Here is a 19,448-nt window from a genome sequence, read left to right as displayed (position 1 = left end):
GCCCTCACAAGGTTGTCCTGGAGCGCTTAAGGTTGATCAGCAATGACAGGTTTCTCGACCAGCTGCTTTGCCAAGGCGGTATAACTACTCCCGCCGTCCTTGGCCATGTAGCTGAGCGTTACAATGACGTCGGTCATGCAGGCCAGCAGCGCCTTCTGCGACGGCTTTGTATGTCGAGGAAAATGCATTTGCCATGTCGATACCCCCCCTGTCCCTTCAAACGGAAAGTAGCGATCGGAGTTGAACGATATGTCGACCATGCCTGTGTCATTAAGAGCGGTGGATACACCAATCTGCTGACTGGGGCGCACATTGACCTTGATGTCCGGACCGGCGGCGCCCTCGCCATACATGGATCTCAATGATGCTTCGCTTGATTGGGTCAGCGTATGGCTGCCGGTCTGCAACAGGATTGCCTGTACATTCTGAAAAGGACCGACTACCGCGGGTATCGTTACGTTGACGGCAATGATCTGTCGGCAAAAGTGCCCTGGGTAGTCGTCATCAAACAGCCTTTGCGTGAACTCGAACGTCAGAGTCCCTCCGTTGGTGTCATCACGTAGAGCCGACAATGCCGTGTCCCAATTGGCATGACTCTGCATGCCGTACAGGTGCTGGTTGTCGAACAGGTTCTTAAGGGAGATCGTTTTGACCAGTTCCAGCCGGCGCTCATGGCGTTTATGGTACTCGGTCAACATGAGCAGCAGATCCAGCTTCAAGGATTCGCAAGCCGTAAATCCATGGTATTTCTCTTGCCAGATGTTGGGGCGAATGAACGGCTCACTTTCGTAGTCGCCGGTCTGGAAGCGCATGCAGGTTTCAGCTGTCTGACAGAGTGAGACCACAGCATCGTGGGCCCGGAAATACATGTTCTTCATTTGACCGACGATCCAGCTACTGAAGTCCACAGTGATGTCACGCTCCTGCTTCAAGAACGTATACATCGCTAGCGTGTGGGCGTTGGCGGTTTCAGTGTGTCGCAAGCTCGCCTCTGCTGCGTTGATAGCATGATCCTGGGCTATCAGTTGTTGGTCATAGGCATCCACTTCCAGGCGGCCCTGTTTGCTGCTGAGGTTCCAGTCCTGCGCGCGACGACGGAAATCTTCGGATTTTGACTGGCGCTCAGCATCCGACAACATTCCGTCGGCCATGATCTGGACCGCCATCCCTAATGATTGCGGGATTGCGCTGGGGTCTGCCCCCCCGAATGCCGCACCACCAATGGTGGGAATAAGCCTTATTGCCGCAGCGACAGCCATTAGCCCACTCGATCCGGCAGACACAGTCTTTGCCAGCTGGATCTGATCCAACACCCGATACTCGCCAGGCGAGACATACTCTTTGGACAACTGCTCGAAATGTTCGGCCCGCGCCTGCGCCATTTCCTTGCTTTTCACCAAGGCAGCCTTGGCCTCGCGCAACTGGCTGATGGTTTCCTTCTGCATCGTTATGGCAAAGGTGCCTAATTCGTTTATTTGCAGATGCTGCAACTCTTGCTGCCGCCCACTATCGCGTTGATCCAGATGCTGACGCAGCATTTCACTAAAACGGGAGTGAGTTTCCAGTGCACTCAAGGCCAGGTCGAGCATGACGTTGAAGCGATACGGAGGAACCACTAGTTCACTTCCCACGCGTCGCACCAGCCCGGCAGTCCCCGCCGCCTGAGCCAACAATAGTTGCTTGGGATCGGCCGCTGCCCTGTAAAGCGGCAGATTGATCGGTCTGCCATCGATAGTCAGGTTATGTCGCAGATTAAACAGGCGCTCACGGATACGGGCATAAGTGTCCAGCAAGGTCTGGTTGATGGGCGTGCGAAATCCCTTTACACCAAGCACTGCCAGACAGGGCCGGGATGTCGAACCTCGCGGCCAGTCATCAGGCTTCAGTACAAACTGCCTTTCAAACTGGCGCAGCGATTCGCGGTCTTTCATCCTGTTCTGCAGTTCCTGGATCGTTTGGGGAGTCCAGTCGCTGGCTGTACCGAACTCAGGTTCCTCGCCCATCAGCGCCTCTGCGCGCAAGTAATGTAATTGCGCAGCTGCAAGGTCATCACGGTTTAATTGCCGATACAGCCAGTCGCCCCACTCGATTAAGGTGCGCACATACTCCATGAACATAGCGATTCGGTAGTGCTTTGGCGTGCCATAGGCAATTGCATCCGGATCATTGGGCTCGGCCAACTCATGGGCGATATCGCCTTTGTCAATCAGGGGACGACAGCGCCAGTACTTGGGTGCAGCGGGGACACCTGGATCCGTTTCTTCAAACGTTTGCTCATTGAGTTTGGGATCGAAAATGTAGTGATTCCAGCGTTGGGCCTCCAGGAATCGGCCTTCGTTTCGCAGGCGGTACACCACCAGGTGAACGACGTGAAAGAACAGTTCCCACATGTACAAGCCGTTGCTGCCTTCAAACGGCCCATGCCCCTCGGGTTTTGTGCCCGGCCAGCCCGGTTCCGTGAGGTGCTGGGTCGGCCAGCTCAGGACGCTGGCCACCGAAATATCAGCTCGCGCCAATAGCTGCGGGCCAATCACGGTATTCAGCCGCGTGTACTGAAAACTTTGCCCAGCAACAGAATTGTTGAAATCCAGAAATTGCGCGGCGTTGTCTGCGCTGCTGTGCAGCTTGGGGAGAATATAGCTAGCTGTGCTCACAAGTTTTTTGACGGCGTAAACATTAGTGCTTTTTCTTAGGTCTATGGGTGGTTTTGTAGTCGCGTCTTTGAAATCTGCAATGGCGAAACTGAAGGGAATATTCGCATCGATGGGAAACTGATCGCGGCGGACGACCATCCATTCCGTGCGCCCATTACCGTCCAGCGCCATGGCGGTTACTTGTGGATCCGGATCATCCGGTGCCTTGGCACCAAACGTCAGCGTGAAGCTCGCATTGAGCGTTGACTCCGCTTTATAACTGCATGTCCCCCTTACCCGTAATACTTCCTTGCTAACACCGCCAACCATTTCCCGGGTAAGGACGGCCTCCAGACCCAGCGTATTGTTGAAATCACCCACGACTTCATCTTTATCGCCGTCTATTCGGTCAACCGTGAGCGTGAATCGATTCGCTGGCATGACTCTATACTGCAAGGTCGAAGCATCTTTGAACCGCCCTGTCGCCATCTCCAGAAGCGCTTTATCTTCAACCGGTCGTTTGCGCATCAGTGTGTCGCGAGTGTCGTATATATCCAGTAGCGCAGGTTCAGCCCCCAGCGTTGCAGAGTTGCGATTGGTAAAGTAGACCGCCAACTTGTCTTCCTTGGCATTCAACTCACCAAACACCACGGCCACCAACCGACCGCCCTTCTCATCGAAAGGTTCGGCACGAGGCAGCTCGTTGAGTACAAAGGGTACGGACCATTCTCCGTTCAGGGTCAGGTATGACGCCTGAATTTTCAGAACGCCATCGCTAAAGACCTTGCCGTCCTGATCCACCAGAGGTTTACGCCAGTCTGCCCAGACAACAAATAGCCGCCCCCCCCAGAATACCGGCCGGATATCGAGCATTCGGTCGGTCGATGGAATCTTGATCAACTCCCACTCACTCCAGGCCGTTGGGTTCACAAAACTCTGGGGCTGCGAAAGATCGATGTCGGCCTTGCGCCAGAAATGACGGAAGGGTTCGACCCTCTCCCTGCTGATAAAGTAATAGGTGGCTTTTTTGAACTGGTCACTGTCAACGTAACCACTGATTACATACAGATCGCTGATTTCCTGAAAACTGCGCAAATACTCTTTGATACAGAGGTGCACAGAATCTTCGTTCAGGTGTGTCTGGTTCAGGTTGTCTTCAAGCGTTCTGAACAAACGCGTGCGCTTTATCCGAAGCGTTGGCTCAGTGAAGTTCTCCGGGTAATCTTTGATCATCACATTGGCACGCCACCAACTCAAACTTCCGCCAATGTTCTGCCAGAACTGCTCATTCTGCGGGTCAAAAGATCCCGTGTCATAACCAGGCTCCATACCGTTGTAAATACGATTGATGTACTGCTGGACACTGGCAATCGCTTGCGCAACTTTTGAGGTATGAACGTCGGCAGAACTCTGCGGATCAATGTTCAAGTACTCTTGCAAGTCCTCGAACGACTGAGGCTCTATACCGTCGGGATACTTGATCAGCTGCGAATTGCACGCCAGGGCTGCCTGGGCGAGGGCTCGTTCTTCTTCCAGCGTGCTGACAAAAAGCGTTGCCATGGTTCAACTCCTGTCCTGATTTGGGGCGAGCGCCATTGCCCGGCACGGGGGTGCCCGCAATCGCGTTTCCGATGTCATGGATACGTGGCTGATGAGCAGGTTATTTTCGTACTTTGCCCTTCAAGACCAATGGCCTGTTTACGAAAGGACAGGAGAGCACCAGACCGAACGTCCGATCATTGCGGGCATTGCAGTCAATGTCCCATGACAATGGAGTGCCTTCTTCTAGAAAAGCAGTGGGGATTGCCAACCTGGGTGTAAATGCAAGCCCGACTGTTGCGGCACTACTGCCTTCAGCCTGCGTCCATCCAAGGATGGCTTCGCTCCCCACCAGTGGCTGACTGCGGGGCAAAATATTGAGTTTGTACTTAACGCCAGCGGACAACTCTAGATCACCTGAGCCAGGTACCACTGGAATCGTGACTTCATCGGCGCCAGGATTTCGAATCAGGTCTACCTTCCACTCAAACACCGGTAATACCTCAATCGAAAACTCTTGAGGGGCATCTATTCCTTGAACCTGCGCCTTGAGTTTGTAATCACCAACAGCCCCAGGCATGAACATGAAGGTGGATCGCCCGGACTCATTGGTCGGGATTGTGATCGACGTGTTAAAGACCGGATTAGCGGGTGAAAGCCGTTCTAAAGTCCAGGCCACGGGGTATAGAGCAATAGGCCGGGAGAGATCAGAATGGCCATGTAGTTCGATCCAGATCTCGCTCGGCACCATGGAATCGGCGACTGGCACTAGCCATTCTTCGGAAACCCTCCCGATCAATACTTGCTCAGCCACCCAGAGATCCAGGGTTTGATCCTGCCCGGCAGAACCGACAGCGGCAGTGACATGCAACAGCCCCTCAGTCAAGTCGGGAATATCCCAATAAGCCTTGCCGTCATCATCAGTAAAAGACTTATGCAGCATTCCTACGTACGAAGTCGACCACCTTACCTCGTGTCCAGGTAACGGCTTGTTATTCAACCCGAAAACTTCACACATTACCGTCAACACCTGACCGACAACCGCCGGCGTTGTGGCGACCAGAGCCTTGATCTGCGGCTCCTCGACAAAGCGGATTGGTTCGAACTCCACTCCCTGCCCGCCCTCGACGTACCGGGCACTGACGATTGCATCCCCCTCAAGTTCACTGTAGAGGCGAACGACAGAATAGCCCTGGTTATCTGTGAACGTTTCATCTGGTCTGATAGTGCCCAAATCAGTGGACCAGTTGATCTGTTTCCCCCGGGCTACGTTGTCATGGTCATCGACGAACCGGACTTTAACGGTGGCGAACTCTTTTTCCCCTGCCAGTAGATTTCGCTGGGGTTCAACGCTCATGCTGGCGTTAATTGGTTTCAGCTTATCGTCACAATCAATCAACACCGAAGCTGCAGCGATTTCCTCTCGCAATGACAGGCGGTACGTCACATGAGCAACACCCATCTTGCCGCCTGCCATCAGCCGGGCTGTGGTTTTGCCTTGGTGGTCAGTGCGGGTCAGCTGATCCATGAGTACACCTTCACCAGTGTGAGACCATTTCACCTGCACATACTTCAACACCTTGCCGGTGTAATCGCGCAGGGTCAGGGTGAACGTGGCGATTTCATTCGGCATGTTGGCCACCAATTTTCTGCGGTCCACCTCGCAAACGACGTCGAGACTTTGCCCAAACTCACCCGTCTCCTCGCTTGCGCCTTCAATCAAGTTTTCGGACAGGCTTTCCAGGGCGCGTTGTGCGGCAGCTCGGTAGGTTGCATCACTGTCCGTGGGGGTCAACTTGCCCAGCATCAACAGGGCATCGAAATCCAGGCCCGTCTGGTCACGCGTTTCCAGCATGCGCAGCAACAGCGCCAATTGTTTGAGATTGCGGATCAGCGGCAGTGGTGCTCGAGTATCGGCTTCACCAATCGGATTGGCGTGAATGGCGCAAACCAGGACTTCCTTGATCCCGCAGCCAAAAAAACCTGCCAGCAGAGCGGCTGCGGCATCACGTACCAAGGCTTCTTCATCCTCGGAAATTTCACCCAGTTCCTGATTCACTTGGCTCAGGTAATCCAGGAGCTTCTGGGCAGGTTGTTTGGCGAGCTTGACCGCACGACCATACAACGTCAGATAAAACACGGTGGTCAGTGACAACTCACTCATGTCCTCGATACCAAACCAGCTCGAGTTTTCCAGATAAGAGATGAGCATCGCCGAACTGAGTTTGAGTTCCCGCGCTACTTCGCTACGTCGCTGCAATTCCACGAGCAATCGCAAAAACTCGCGCTGTTCGGAGTCTTTTTCCGGAGGGTCTTCGCGCAGCACTTCCTTCGGCCAGCTCGTCAATGCCGGCGGCTTGGCAATGGCTTTGAGCGCCTGGCTCAGCAATTGATAGACGTAGCCGCCCGACCATACAATCACCGGCAGCGCCAGATCAGAAGGCAACTGCAAAAACACGGCAAAACTTTCCTGTACCAACGCACGCTGCAGGGCCCGAGAGCGCAACACCACAGTCAAAATCGCTTCGACAATCCAGGGTTGATCCGGCTTGGGAAACTTCATGGCATCGACGATAACCATGACTTCATTGCGGACCCACGCCATATAGTCGGCATCGGATCGATCACTGATACCGATGATCAGACCCTCGGAATCCACTACCGTTTCCAGTTGCTTCATCCATCCAACCCCGGAAGGGTCAGGCGGCACACTGGCATCCACCAGCATTACCTCGGTCATGCGAACCGGCAGCAGTTGCACCCTCAACTGCGACAGCAGCTCAAGCTCAGGATCCCCTGCCACCACCGGAACCACCAGCGTGCTGACGTGCTGTGTGAGCCATTTGGGCGAAAGATCATTACGTCGACACCACTCCACTATCGAAACAACGGCTTGAATGACGTTCAGCACATCAATCTGGTCGCCGGATTTGTACATGGCAATATGTGTCGGTCCCGCCAATTGCGTCAGCCAGCCATCGCTCTTCAAATCAAGTACGCTGATTAGTGCGATCCCTTCCAGCGGGCTGATGCCCAGCAACCTGGGAAGGCGAACCAATCGATAAAAACTGGAAAAAACCGAAAGACTGCGATTCAGTATCAGGTTCGGTCTTTCAGCGACCGGGCCATGCGACGCCGCTATCAATGCGGCCAAGTAGATGTAGGTGTCGAAGTCAATGCCCAGCGCCGCGCAAATATGATCTGCCGTCCGCTGGTCTTCCTCGTTGACCGGAAATACCGAAAACTCGACGTTGTCTACTTGCAGCGGTGTTGCGAACAGGGATCCTGCGTTGAAGACTCGGTCAAAATGGGACAACACCTCACCATACTCAAAGGCCGAAATACGATTGAGAAAACATGCAAAATCTTCAGCGTTGCATCCGTAATCGGCATGCATTCTTCGAAACAAACCTAATGCGCGCATAGTGTTTGCGGACATTTTGAGCGCACCCTGCTCGCGCTTACGAACCTCGGCACTGATGGCATTGCAGACCAGTTGATCGGTTTCATGAGCCTTGAGACCGAGCCATTGATTAAGGCGAACCATGCGGTTTATACGGTCAAAACGATCTTGGTTATCCTTGCCCAGGTTGGTCAGTACAAACTGCATTGATTGATCCGATTCCGTCTCCCGTAGCAGGCCGATGGAAGGTGCTTTACCCCCGTTGATAAATACCGAACCGAAGTCCTGGGGCCCAGTGGGCTGTGCTGGGTTTGTCTCAGATATCGGCAGATTCGGATCGAGTCCCTTACGCTCGGCGGGTGCGTTGGCTGACAACGCCGGAACAAAGGCCCCAATAGAAAACAGTCGCTCAGCCCCCTCGCGCTTGAGTTGAGTTTTTTGCAGAAACGACTTGAGCGGCAAAAGATCTTCGTAGCTATCGCAATTGAAGTTAGCCCGATAAAAAGCCTGGGGGGTCAGTTCCGCCGGCGATACCACCTGGCGTGAGCGCGGATTGACCCAGGGCTGGGACTGCGATTGCTGACGGGGGCTCAAGGGGTACGCCGGCTCGATCAACATCTCCTGCTGCATTGGTGCCAGGCGCGAGGCCAGGCGCAGTGCGATGTCCGAGTTTGGGCCTCGGGCAGATCGTTGTATGAAATAAGGAAAGCCCAGGTCCAGCGCTTGAACGATCGCGCCCAGTGACAGCTTCGGTTCTCTGGATGTGACTGCATATTCAATGCTGCGAAAGGCACGGTCGTAGGGCAGCGTATTGGGGTAACGTGTGGAGCGCAGCAACGTATCAACATCATCATTAGGCTGCTTGTTCGCTTCCAGATGGAATTGCAACACCTCATTAACAACCGTAAGCATCGGGACTACACGATTGACGGAAGCTTCATCGATCAACAATTGAAGCAAGTCGGGACGGCGTCTGAACAGTGTGATCTTTTTGTCGCTTTTGCTTGCGTCCTCAAGTTCTAGCGCCGCAGAAATAATCCACATCAAATACGCCACAGGTGAACCCGTGGAACCAATGTCATTGGCTGGTGTATTTTTGGCCGTGTCCACCTCGAACAACTTGTCGAACCTTGCGCTGTCGACCATCGCCCGCAAGCCAGTACGGGTATCCACTACAGGTGCGGTGCTACGGGTTAGCTGATGTTCGCGGTATTCACGAGCCAGTTTCAAACCAAGGCTGTAGCTGAGCTCAAGCAACTGGCTGGCCTCGATCGTCGTGAGGTCGAACTCAACGCACAATCCGGCGGGACTGTATGCCATCAGATCGAAAACGTTTCCGCCCTGGCTGACAAATTCCTGCAATTTTCCCAGTTTGGCTTTACGTTTTTGCGAGAACAAATGGTCGACCAGTTGCAATGTAGGGCGCGGGGGTGCGTCGGTCATCGGTGACACTCCGTGAAAGGCCCGCTGCGACATATCCGATGCGGGGGGATAATCCGTAAACCACTAAGTCATATTGAGCGGCATCTACCGACAAACCTCTACTGTCATAAATGACAGTAGATGCGTCCGCTCATCGGAAATATCAGACGCTAGCCAGCGTTTGAAACGTAATAGATACGCTCCAACATCCAGGCACTCTGCGGTTTGTCGCTGAGGGTTTGTTTACCGGTCATTTTGAATGTCCCTAACGGCAAGGGCTTCGTCAATATTTCCCAATATCCGAAGCCGTCGACTTCACCAGCCCCCCAGGAGATATAGGGGGAACCGGACCGAAGCAATGTAACCGTAGCGCCCGGATAACCGCGGCCGGATATCTTCGTCACAGGAGTGACCGATGTTCCCTCGGAAGGGTTAAGCACGGGCCGAGGCAGAAGTTCATTTACGTTGACGGTAATGGCCGATGTCGATTGCGATTCTTTGCCATCGAGTGTTTGTCTGGCGGTGAACGTAAAGTCCCCTGCAGCCAATACCCTATTAATACAAACTTGCCATTGACCCTCAGCATCAGCCTCGATGGTGGCATACACGTCAAGGTCCTGGCACACATCGACCTGTGCCCCGGGAATGGCACTTCCGTGCAGCCAGAATCGCGAGTCAACAACATCACCTGGCTCAGGCCCGTCAATTTCAGGAGCCTGGAAACCGTCCGGGACTTGAGTCACCTTGAACGAGCGCTCGGGCGCCAACTGGCGAGACCACACTCCGTCTCTCGACTGACGTATGGAATAAGACGTCAGACCGTCCACGACTGGAACCTCATCCTTGAAACGAGCCGTCCAGCAACCTTTGCGGTCAACCCAGGCTTCGGCTCGGATAACGCTGGCAACGATGATTTGTATTTTCGCGCCTGACAGCCCCGACCCTTTCAGCACAGGTCTTAATCCCACTTCGCCCCTGCGCGGTGGTAACTTCACCGTGGGGGGCGCAAATTCGGTCCCCATTTGTTCGACAATGAACCGCCCGCTATGCACCCAATCGGAAACCACATTCTCTTGACCATCCGGTTGCGGCCGACTGGCCCGTACCTGTACCCAATTAGGCCCGATGGGCAGTGGCTTATCGAGCTGTACACGCCAACGGCCATACTCATCGGCGGTCGTGATCGGCGCCAGTACCTCTTGAGAGTCGAACACAGAGGCCACCGTGATCTGCGCCCCAGGTTTATCCCGACCGCAGACCCATGGGTAGATACCCACCCAGTCACCTGGCGCGGGTTCGTAGATCCACGACTCTGGACTTGGCAAATGGACAATACGCGGCGGGGTCCAGCCTGAGAGGTATCCATCCCGCTCCTGCTTGAGGGTCACCCAAAGGTCATGTCCAATGGGAATATTGTATTGCGAGCGAATGGACCAGGTACCTTTTTCCGACACCTTAACGGTGCCATAGATGTGGGTTGGGTAGCGATGTCTAACGACGGAGACGGTATCGCCCGGATACCCGAACCCCGAAAACGTCCGCTGCGATGTAAGGCGCTCATTCTCTGTCGGCGTCTCGAAAACAGGAGTGTTCGGAATCACGCTGAATGCTTGGTCATCGCCCGCGCGCGTGAAAGTTCCGTAGTGCTGGTTAATCGCCAAAATTTGAGGACCAACCTCATCCACCTGTACTCTCAATTTCCATTCGCCCAGCACATCGACATCGACCTGTCTGACCCAGTCGGGGAAGCCCACTCGGGTCAAGAAAACCTTCGAATTGGGCCAACCAATACCGGAATAATCAGCGAATCGCTCGATTGACTTCGTCGCTTGCGGCACTTTAATCAAAGGTTTTGGCAGCCTCACCTGGTAGCTCACCTCCGCACTGGATGCAGACTTCTGGCCTTTGTAGTCCTGATCGACCTTGATGATCTGTTCATCTTCACTGACGAACTCGTCCGTCAAGGTGATTGAACAGTCACCCGCTTGGGTCACCGTGTGCTGGCCCAACACCTTGTTGGCCACCCGGGCGTCGTAGACTTTGATGACAGAGTCGATGTAGGCATTGGAAACGACTATGGTCGGCCTCAAGCTAACCTCCTCACCTGACGAAGGGGATTTGATAGCAGGTGTAGGAGTAGCGATATTGAACGACGTCGGGCCCGCGATTGGCGAAGTTTGTCCGCCAAAGGTTTGAGTAATAGTGAAGGTGTGATTGCCGGGAGTGAACAGTTTTGGACGGCGAGTTGTCCATGTACCGCTCGAATTGCCATCTATGGGATGGTTTATGTCTTCGTCGCTGTACTTCAAAGAAAGCTTTGCCAGAGGCCAGCATTTCCCCGTGATAGTTGGGGAAAGGCCGTTAGGGGTAACCAGGATGTCGTGCGGCTCTTTCGGCCTGATGACAAGAGGTGCGAGCACGTCATAATCGGACCATTGATTATTGACGCCTAGGCGAACCTGCGGTGTGTAGCTACCCGGGGGAAGTGCTTGTTTTCCGGTAGCACTCCACACGCCAGTAGACTCCACCGTTATATAGTCCCACAGGCCATTGAGATTGACCTCGATAGCCGTGTAATGGGTAGACCAGTAATGTGCATTGCCCCTGAGCGTTGGAACATCGCCAGACAAGGTGATTTGTGTACCCTTCGGAACCGGCGTGGGTACCCTAACGGAATGAGAGACCTCCACAGAGTCAACCCCATCAAAGGACTGGAGGAAATAACAAGTCTGTTGAGAAGCACTCGGCACCATTTTAATGGCCTGTGTCTGCCAGGCGCTCGCCGACACATCGACGTGGGATGGCTGGGGATCCAAACCAGGTATCCTGGCCTTAACCTTGGACCCTGTATATCCGCCGCCCTTGAAGACGACAAAGGGAGACGTCACCACCGCTGAAATATCCGATACCTGAGCAGGTCGAATTTTGAACTTGCGAGGAATCCTGCGCACCGATTGCGTCCCGGATCGTTCCTGAACAGCAACGAGCTGCCGATCGGAGCCCACAGGCACCGTCACCTCACAGCTCCATGTATTACTCGTCAAGGATTCAATCTTTCCAACTTCAACGTCGGTCGGATCTAACAATATTTTAAGCTTGGAGCCCACATTACCGTAGCTCCCAGTCAACGTAAATTTTGTGTTTTGAACTGAGTATTCTTCAGGCCCGGTAATATTCGGTTGTGCAAGCAAATATACAGTCCGGGGCGTCGTCCATGCCAAGTCTCCTATCCTGCGATGCCTAGCCCTTATCACGACCGAACCGCCACCGGGATAGTTCGCCTGATTAAAGGCCACCTCATAACTTTTATCATTTAAAACGGTAGTCACCGCGTGAGAGACAGTGCCTTCACCATTCATAATGTCAATGACTTCATTCGGTGCGCCCTTTCCTTTCAACAGGACCGGACGTCCAAGTGCTATTACAGCTCCTGAACCCGGCGAATCAATAGCAGGCGCTTTGAGGAGGTGTATTGTTTTTATATTGGCGGAGTAAACAGGTGGCGAATAACCGACCAGTTGTTCGATAACAATTTCATGCTTCCCCCAAGCTACACTCTCTAACAACTTCAGCGACCAATAAAAATCTCCACTGGATGCTTTTGATTCACTCATTACTGTGCCAAAACGTGACCGCACAACCGTTACCTGACCACCTCCAGCAAAGCCTGTGATTGAATCAACAACTAATTGCTCATCACCTCCATCCATGACAGGCCGACTTTTTACATTGATATGTTTGTATCCTATTTTTGACGGATTGCCTTCGTAATGCCACTGCGTCCAATAGTAACCTGGCCCCTCCGGAAGACCTGGAACATCAAGTATATTCCATTCCACACCTTTATACCAAGCTCCTCTAACCACATCCCAGGTTCCAGAAGAATGCACATACTTAATCCAGACTTGATGCGAACCTTTACTGTGCGGAACATTAAACTCAATACGAGAAATCGTTGCACTATCTTCAGTATAATGATCACGCTCAACCTGCAACTTATCCACATCCAAATATAGTTTTCCATCCTCATCATAAAGTTCTCTAACGGCATCGGATTGAAGCGGTTCTTCATCATTACCAATCAATGAATCAACAGATAGATCCTTTTCGTCTGACATCATTCCGCTCCTCTGCCCAGACTGTTGAAATATTCCAAGGCTTCCTTTCTACGTCGCGAACCGGAACATTGCCTACCTGTAAAATCTGACAGTTCCGACGAGCGGCATCCGGGGTCTCTTGCCGTTATCCCCGATGCCAACCCCGAAGCATTGACTGTCGAGATCTACGAAACCTTTTCGACAGTCAGCATTCCGCCGCTCGATCTGGCGGAAAGCCTGGACGACAAGCAGCGGCATCTGGCGATGGCGATTTATCGGATGAGTGAGTTGGGGTTGATGCGGGTGGAGCGGTCGCTGGATAACGAGCAGGCGATAAGAACGATTTAGTCTTTACCCACTATTTTTTGCTGTTTGCACTGACGCCATCGCGAGCAAGCTCGCTCCCACAGGGTTATTCGGTGAACACAAAATCTGCGTTTCAACTCGATACTTGTGGGAGCAGGCTTGCCCGCGATGGCGATGGTGAAGACACCACAGGACTTCAGGCCGAAGCCGGCAACGACTGAAAGCTGAAATACTGCGTCAACGCCTGCATCAACTGCTCATACTCCAGCGGTGCCCGTTGCAGGCTGAAGCCGGCGTCGTAATGGTGCGGCGTTTCGTCTTCATGGCACCACAGGCAACACGCCGTCAGGTCGATGACCTGCTGGCAGCCGTTGCTCGCGGGGATTTTTAATCGCAGGTCAAAGTCGGCGCCCACCATCATCGGCAACTGACTGATAAGCATCAGTCCGTCTGCGGACACGTTGCCCAGAAAACCGATGGGTTTGTCGGTGACACTGTTAAACACTTTCAGAAAATACGGCAGTTGATGCCGCTCGATCCGGCGGTCGGTAAACATGCGCAGTTGGCCCAGCAAGGCCCTTAAGCAGGGCCGCACTAATGCTTCGGAACGGGTCGGTTTTTTTCAAAACCTGGCACGCTCTCCCCGATCCCGGTGCGTCAGTCCATCGAGCCGCTGACGCTTACTCCTGCCGATCACAGGTGTGACCTCGGTTTAGAGGCAAGGCTCTAAAACCGATCCATTGGACTATAGCTCACCGACGCCGGCAGGCCAGACTTTGCATGACCTGCGTCATCAGAACTGGGACGGTCGAACGGTCGTCACGCTGCGCATCGGGTAATGACCCAGGCTCTGCAAGGTTTCAAGGCGTGCACGGGCGCGGTAGGCGTATTCGCTTTGCGGGTACGACGCCATGATGAATTGATACGTTTGGGCCGCATCGATGAACAGCTTCTGCCGTTCCAGGCACTGGCCGCGCATCATCGACACTTCCGGCCACACATAAGGCCGCGCACGGCTGGAGCGTTCGACTTTCGACAGCTCGAGCATGACCTGCTCGCAATTGCCACGATCGTATGCGCTGTAGGCGTTATTCAAATGGTGGTTCATCGACCAACGGGCGCACCCCGTCACACTGAGAACGCTGAGGGCAAGGGCGGCAATGGGCACGAATCGCATGGGGAATCTCCTGTCTTGAGCTCTGTATCGACCCGGTGCGTGAAATCTTCAGGAATGTTCGTTTCAATAAACAAGCGAATAACAAAGCTCTTCACAAAAAGTAGTGCAAACGAACAATGACTACACCCCGAGACCATAGTAGCCTCACTCAGCGCTTGAACTCAGGAGTCTTTGAATGTCCGTCCGTCGCACCAAAATCGTCGCTACCCTTGGCCCGGCCAGTAACTCGCCGGAAGTTCTCGAACAGCTGATTCTGGCTGGCCTGGACGTCGCCCGCCTGAACTTCTCCCACGGCACCCCCGACGAGCACAAGGCTCGCGCGAAGCTGGTGCGTGACCTCGCCGCCAAGCACGGCCGCTTCGTCGCCCTGCTGGGTGACCTGCAAGGCCCGAAAATCCGTATCGCCAAATTCGCCAACAAGAAGATCGAGCTGAAGATCGGTGATCAATTCACCTTCTCCACCAGCCATCCTCTGACCGAAGGCAACCAGCAAGTGGTCGGCATCGACTACCCGGACCTGGTGAAAGACTGCGGCGTGGGCGACGAGCTGCTGCTCGACGACGGCCGCGTGGTGATGCGCGTCGATACCGCCACCGCCACCGAGCTGAACTGCACCGTGCTGATTGGCGGTCCGCTGTCGGACCATAAAGGCATCAACCGTCGCGGCGGTGGTTTGACCGCACCGGCTCTGACCGAGAAAGACAAGGCCGACATCAAGCTCGCCGCCGAGATGGAAGTCGACTACCTCGCCGTGTCCTTCCCGCGTGACGCTGCCGACATGGAATACGCCCGTCAACTGCGCGACGAGGCCGGCGGTACCGCCTGGCTGGTGGCGAAGATCGAACGCGCCGAAGCCGTGGCCGACGATGAAACCCTCGACGCGCTGATCCAGGCGTCCGACGCGGTCATGGTTGCCCGTGGTGATTTGGGTGTGGAAATCGGCGACGCCGAGCTGGTGGGCATTCAGAAGAAAATCATTCTGCATGCACGCCGCCACAACAAGGCAGTGATCGTGGCGACCCAGATGATGGAGTCGATGATCCAGAACCCGATGCCGACTCGCGCCGAAGTGTCCGACGTGGCCAACGCCGTGCTCGACTACACCGACGCCGTAATGCTGTCGGCGGAAAGTGCTGCCGGTCTGTATCCGCTGGAAGCTGTGCAGGCGATGGCGCGCATCTGCGTCGGCGCTGAAAAGCACCCGACCAGCAAGACCTCCAGCCACCGCATCGGCAAGGTCTTCGAAAGCTGCGACCAGAGCATCGCGCTGGCGGCCATGTACACCGCCAACCACTTCCCGGGCGTGAAGGCGATCATCGCCTTGACCGAAAGTGGCTACACGCCGTTGATCATGTCGCGCATCCGTTCTTCGGTGCCGATCTATGCGTTCTCCCCGCACCGCGAAACCCAGGCCCGCGCGGCCATGTTCCGTGGCGTCTACACCGTACCGTTCGACCCGGCTTCCTTGCCGCCTGAGCAAGTCAGCCAGGCCGCGGTGGACGAGTTGCTCAAACGCGGCGTAGTCCAGCAAGGCGACTGGGTCATCCTGACCAAGGGCGACAGCTACCACACCATTGGCGGCACCAACGGGATGAAAATCCTGCACGTTGGCGACCCGATGGTCTGAGTGACCGGTTGCTGAAAACAAAAGCCCCGCCATGTGAATGGCGGGGCTTTTTGGTTTCTGGTCCGGAAGATGTGTTGTTTGGACTGACCCCATCGCGAGCAGGCTCGCTCCCACAGGGGATTTGTGAAACGCCACAGATCCAATGTGGGAGCGAGCCTGCTCGCGATGGCGTCACCCAGTCACCGCATTATTCAATGCCGATTGATAAAGGCCGACAACGCCGCCATCGCCTCCGGCGAACGCAACCGCTGCGTGAATAACGCGCCCTCTTCTTCTATCACTTTGCGCAACAACTCCCGGTCCGGCGCTTTCATCAATTGCTTGCTGATGCGCACCGCCTCCGGTGGCAACGACTCAAAGCGCAACGCCATCTCCCGCGCCTTGGCCAACGTTGCTTCGCCGCTGCCCAGCGCCTCGGTCGCAATGCCCCACTGCGCGGCTTGTTCGCCACTGAAACCTTCACCCAGCAGCAACAGCTCCGCCGCTTTGGCATGGCCGAGCATTCGGGGCAGGATCAGGCTGGAGCCGAACTCCGGGCATAAGCCAAGATTGACGAACGGCATACGCAACCTTGCATCACGACTGACATACACCAGATCGCAATGCAGCAGCATGGTTGTGCCGATCCCCACCGCCGCGCCCGCCACCGCAGCGATCACCGGTTTGCGGCATTCCAGCAAATTGAGCATGAAGTGGAACACTGGGCTGTCGAGGTTGCCCGGCGGTTGCTGGATGAAGTCGGCGATGTCGTTGCCAGCGGTGAAACACTCGGCGCTGCCGGTGACCAGCACGGCGTTGATTTCAGGGTCGGCATCGGCCTGCTTGAGCGCCTCGGCCAAGTGACTGTACATGGCGCGGGTCAGGGCGTTTTTCTTCTCGGGGCGATTCAGGCGCAGGGTCAGCAGACCGCGCTCGCGTTCAACTTCAATGGCATTGGGCATGGCGAGTCTCGCGTCGTTAAACGATCAGCGCTCAACCACGGGGAACAAAGACATCCGCCAGCAGTTGGTTGCGCGGCAATCCGGCCAGGTACAAACGCCGGGCAAAGGCATCGACACTGTCGGGGGCTCCGCAGACTAAGGCCAGGGTTTGCCGGGAAACAAGCCGCAGTTGCGCCAATGCCTGCGGCAACCCGGCCGGGGTCCAGAACTCGACACTGAGGTTGGAACGCCCATCAGCCATGGCTTGCAGCGGTTTGGCGAGGTAATGCTCGCTCGCCTCATGGGCCAGGTGAATGACGCGGATGGCGCCTTGGTGATCCTGACGCAGCGCTTCGCGCAGCACGCCGAACAGTGGCGCCAACCCAGTGCCGGCGGCCAGCAGCCACAGGGGCCGGGTGTGCCAGTCCGGGTCATAGTGCAACGCCCCGCCACGCAGTTCGCCGAGGCGGATCGTATCGCCGATTTTCAGCTGGCGGGCCGCGTTGCTGAACGCTCCCGGCTGGCGACAATCGAGGTGGAACTCCAGAAAGCGGTCTTCTTCCGGCAGACTGGCCAGGGAATAGGGCCGGGCCACGTTGCCCGCCCACAACACCAGATGCTGCCCGGCGCTGTAGCGCAACGGACGCTCGGTTGTCAGGCGCAAACGCAACACACTGGTGCTCAACCAATCGACCGCAGCGACCTTGGCCGGGCGACCGTCCACCTGCGGATCAAACGCGTGCACCTGCAGGTCTTCGACCACCTGGCACTGGCACGCCAGACGCCAGCCCTGCTGACGTTGCTCGGCGCTCAAGGCATCGGGACGGCTGTCGCTGGGCAATCCTTGGACGCATTGCACCAGGCAGGCATGACAACTGCCGGCGCGACAACTGTAGGGCACGGCCACGCCGTTTTGATTCAGGGCATCGAGCAGGTTGCTGCCCGGCGCCACAGACCACAGGCGCTCGCCGACACGCAACTCAGGCATCGACGTTCTCCCACGCCGCCGCGCAACGATTGCGGCCGTCGCGTTTGGCCCGGTAAAGCGCCTGATCGGCTCGCTGCAACGCGTCGTCCAGATCGTCACCGAGCTCCAGCAGCGTCATGCCTGCGGACAAACTGAGGTTGCCCACTTTCAGGCCGATCAACTCGACGTCGGTGAAGGCGATGCGCAGTCGTTCACAGCAGGAGGTCAGCCGCTCGGCATTGCAGTCGGGCAACAGCACCACAAACTCTTCGCCGCCATAACGGGCCAGCACATCGCCATCGCGCAGGCACGCGCTGGCCACCGCCGCAAAAGCTTGCAGCACCTGATCACCCGCGGCATGCCCGTGAACATCGTTGATGCGTTTGAAGTGGTCGAGGTCGATCAAGGCCAGGCCGTGCACTATGCCCGCGTCCATGGCTTTAAGCTCTCGAGAGGCCAGGCGCAGGAAATGGCGGCGGTTGAACAGCCCGGTGAGTTCGTCGGTCGCGACCAGGTCTTCGAGCTGGCGCATCATCCCGCGAAGGGTGTCCTGGTGCGCCTGCAAGGCAAATCGACGTTGGCGCATACGCTGGCGCGAAGCCTGGACGTAACGGGCATACAGCTCCAGCCACACCAGCACGATGAACAGCACGCACACCTGCAGCGCGGCCAGCGCAGGATCGGTCAGCTGGAAGTGGTAACCCTCCCAGAGCGTGATTGCGCTGAAACTGAAAAACACCAGCAGCGTGCAGCGCAAAAAGGCCCGGCGCGAAAGATGAAACAGGCCGAACAGCAGAATCAGTACGTAGAACACCAGAAACGCACCGCGGGCTACATCCAGATTGGCGATCAGCCATGTCTGCCACCCCAGGCCCATCAACACTTGCACTTCGGTCAGGCTCGGGTCGGCGCACTTAAGGTTGCAGCCGCTGAAAAACATCGCGAACAACGCGGCCTGGCTGATCACCACCAGCGCACTGCCGACGGCCACGTTGCTCAACGGTTGATCGTAATGCCCGGTGAAAAAAGCCAGCCACAGCAATACCAGAGCCAGGGCGTAAGTGCCGGCTGCGAGGGCAAAGCGTTTGAGCAAAAGCCGTTGGATGGCGTTATGGGTCAATCGTTGACTCACCGTGCGAAAGGAGGCTGATCGAGTGTCCTACTCTACAGACCGAATGCCACTTTAGTGGGGTGTCTGACAAATGACCATTCAATTTTCGGGGCAAAAAACTGGCGTCAAAAGCATGTCCCGTTTCATCTGAGTCCTGGTCTCTGCCCAGAACTTGTGGGCGGTATGCGACCAACGATTGACCGTTGGCGCGTGTACCCGCCAGCGAGGCGCGTTATACTGCCGCGC

The 19,448-nt window shown here is 55.7% G+C and carries 10 protein-coding genes; 2 read left to right on the top strand and 8 right to left on the bottom strand.

The window, feature by feature from the left end; translation table 11 throughout:
• Positions 1–26: 26 nt before the first annotated feature.
• From ACM6I0_RS00220 to ACM6I0_RS00210, 3 genes are all read right to left on the bottom strand, one after another.
• Positions 27–4,193: a neuraminidase-like domain-containing protein gene (locus ACM6I0_RS00220; protein WP_285429601.1), complete on the bottom strand. Its 4,167-nt coding sequence runs from the start codon at positions 4,191–4,193 to the stop codon at positions 27–29.
• A gap of 100 nt (positions 4,194–4,293) precedes the next feature.
• Positions 4,294–9,018: a Tc toxin subunit A gene (locus ACM6I0_RS00215; RefSeq protein WP_285429599.1), complete on the bottom strand. Its 4,725-nt coding sequence runs from the start codon at positions 9,016–9,018 to the stop codon at positions 4,294–4,296.
• A 149-nt stretch (positions 9,019–9,167) separates the two neighbouring features.
• On the bottom strand, positions 9,168–13,115 hold the full coding sequence (locus ACM6I0_RS00210; protein WP_414921220.1) for a hypothetical protein: 3,948 nt from the start codon (positions 13,113–13,115) through the stop codon (positions 9,168–9,170).
• 24 nt (positions 13,116–13,139) lie between these two features.
• On the opposite strand from ACM6I0_RS00210, the gene ACM6I0_RS00205 reads away from it, so the two are divergent.
• Positions 13,140–13,442 (top strand): DUF6124 family protein, encoded by a 303-nt coding sequence (locus ACM6I0_RS00205; protein WP_414921219.1) that lies wholly within the window; start codon positions 13,140–13,142, stop codon positions 13,440–13,442.
• A gap of 154 nt (positions 13,443–13,596) precedes the next feature.
• On the opposite strand, the gene ACM6I0_RS00200 is transcribed toward ACM6I0_RS00205, so the two are convergent.
• On the bottom strand, positions 13,597–13,956 hold the full coding sequence (locus ACM6I0_RS00200) for a PilZ domain-containing protein (RefSeq protein WP_285429594.1): 360 nt from the start codon (positions 13,954–13,956) through the stop codon (positions 13,597–13,599).
• Between the two features lie 237 nt (positions 13,957–14,193).
• Entirely contained in the window at positions 14,194–14,577 is a 384-nt protein-coding gene (locus ACM6I0_RS00195) for a tetratricopeptide repeat protein (RefSeq protein WP_414921218.1), read from the bottom strand.
• A gap of 175 nt (positions 14,578–14,752) precedes the next feature.
• On the opposite strand from ACM6I0_RS00195, the gene pyk reads away from it, so the two are divergent.
• Positions 14,753–16,204: a pyruvate kinase gene (gene pyk / locus ACM6I0_RS00190; protein ID WP_414921217.1), complete on the top strand. Its 1,452-nt coding sequence runs from the start codon at positions 14,753–14,755 to the stop codon at positions 16,202–16,204.
• Between the two features lie 191 nt (positions 16,205–16,395).
• Here pyk and ACM6I0_RS00185 read toward each other — a convergent pair whose 3' ends face one another.
• The 3 genes from ACM6I0_RS00185 to ACM6I0_RS00175 are packed head-to-tail and all read right to left on the bottom strand — an operon-like array spanning position 16,396 to position 19,211.
• A complete protein-coding gene (locus ACM6I0_RS00185; RefSeq protein ID WP_414921216.1) occupies positions 16,396–17,145 on the bottom strand; it encodes an enoyl-CoA hydratase-related protein in 750 nt (249 codons plus the stop codon).
• A gap of 31 nt (positions 17,146–17,176) precedes the next feature.
• Positions 17,177–18,112, bottom strand: coding sequence for an iron-sulfur-binding ferredoxin reductase (locus tag ACM6I0_RS00180; RefSeq protein ID WP_285429589.1), 936 nt, complete (start codon positions 18,110–18,112; stop codon positions 17,177–17,179).
• The gene (locus ACM6I0_RS00175) at positions 18,105–19,211 is read right to left on the bottom strand and encodes a GGDEF domain-containing protein (protein WP_285429587.1); all 1,107 of its coding nucleotides are present in this window, start codon (positions 19,209–19,211) and stop codon (positions 18,105–18,107) included. Before ACM6I0_RS00175 ends, ACM6I0_RS00180 begins: the two co-directional genes overlap by 8 nt.
• Positions 19,212–19,448 lie beyond the last annotated feature (237 nt).

Source organism: Pseudomonas sp. IT-P294 (assembly GCF_949767865.1).
Lineage (GTDB): Bacteria > Pseudomonadota > Gammaproteobacteria > Pseudomonadales > Pseudomonadaceae > Aquipseudomonas.
Note: the sequence above shows the minus strand (reverse complement) of the source record. Positions and strands in the feature narration are given on the sequence as shown.

What these genes read in the sequence shown, in the direction of transcription:
- ACM6I0_RS00220 (WP_285429601.1), bottom strand. Translation starts at nt 4,193, where the DNA reads ATGGCAACGCTTTTTGTCAGCACGCTGGAAGAAGAACGAGCCCTCGCC.
- ACM6I0_RS00215 (WP_285429599.1), bottom strand. Translation starts at nt 9,018, where the DNA reads ATGACCGACGCACCCCCGCGCCCTACATTGCAACTGGTCGACCATTTG.
- ACM6I0_RS00210 (WP_414921220.1), bottom strand. Translation starts at nt 13,115, where the DNA reads ATGTCAGACGAAAAGGATCTATCTGTTGATTCATTGATTGGTAATGAT.
- ACM6I0_RS00200 (WP_285429594.1), bottom strand. Translation starts at nt 13,956, where the DNA reads ATGTTTACCGACCGCCGGATCGAGCGGCATCAACTGCCGTATTTTCTG.
- ACM6I0_RS00195 (WP_414921218.1), bottom strand. Translation starts at nt 14,577, where the DNA reads ATGCGATTCGTGCCCATTGCCGCCCTTGCCCTCAGCGTTCTCAGTGTG.
- pyk (WP_414921217.1), top strand. Translation starts at nt 14,753, where the DNA reads ATGTCCGTCCGTCGCACCAAAATCGTCGCTACCCTTGGCCCGGCCAGT.
- ACM6I0_RS00185 (WP_414921216.1), bottom strand. Translation starts at nt 17,145, where the DNA reads ATGCCCAATGCCATTGAAGTTGAACGCGAGCGCGGTCTGCTGACCCTG.
- ACM6I0_RS00180 (WP_285429589.1), bottom strand. Translation starts at nt 18,112, where the DNA reads ATGCCTGAGTTGCGTGTCGGCGAGCGCCTGTGGTCTGTGGCGCCGGGC.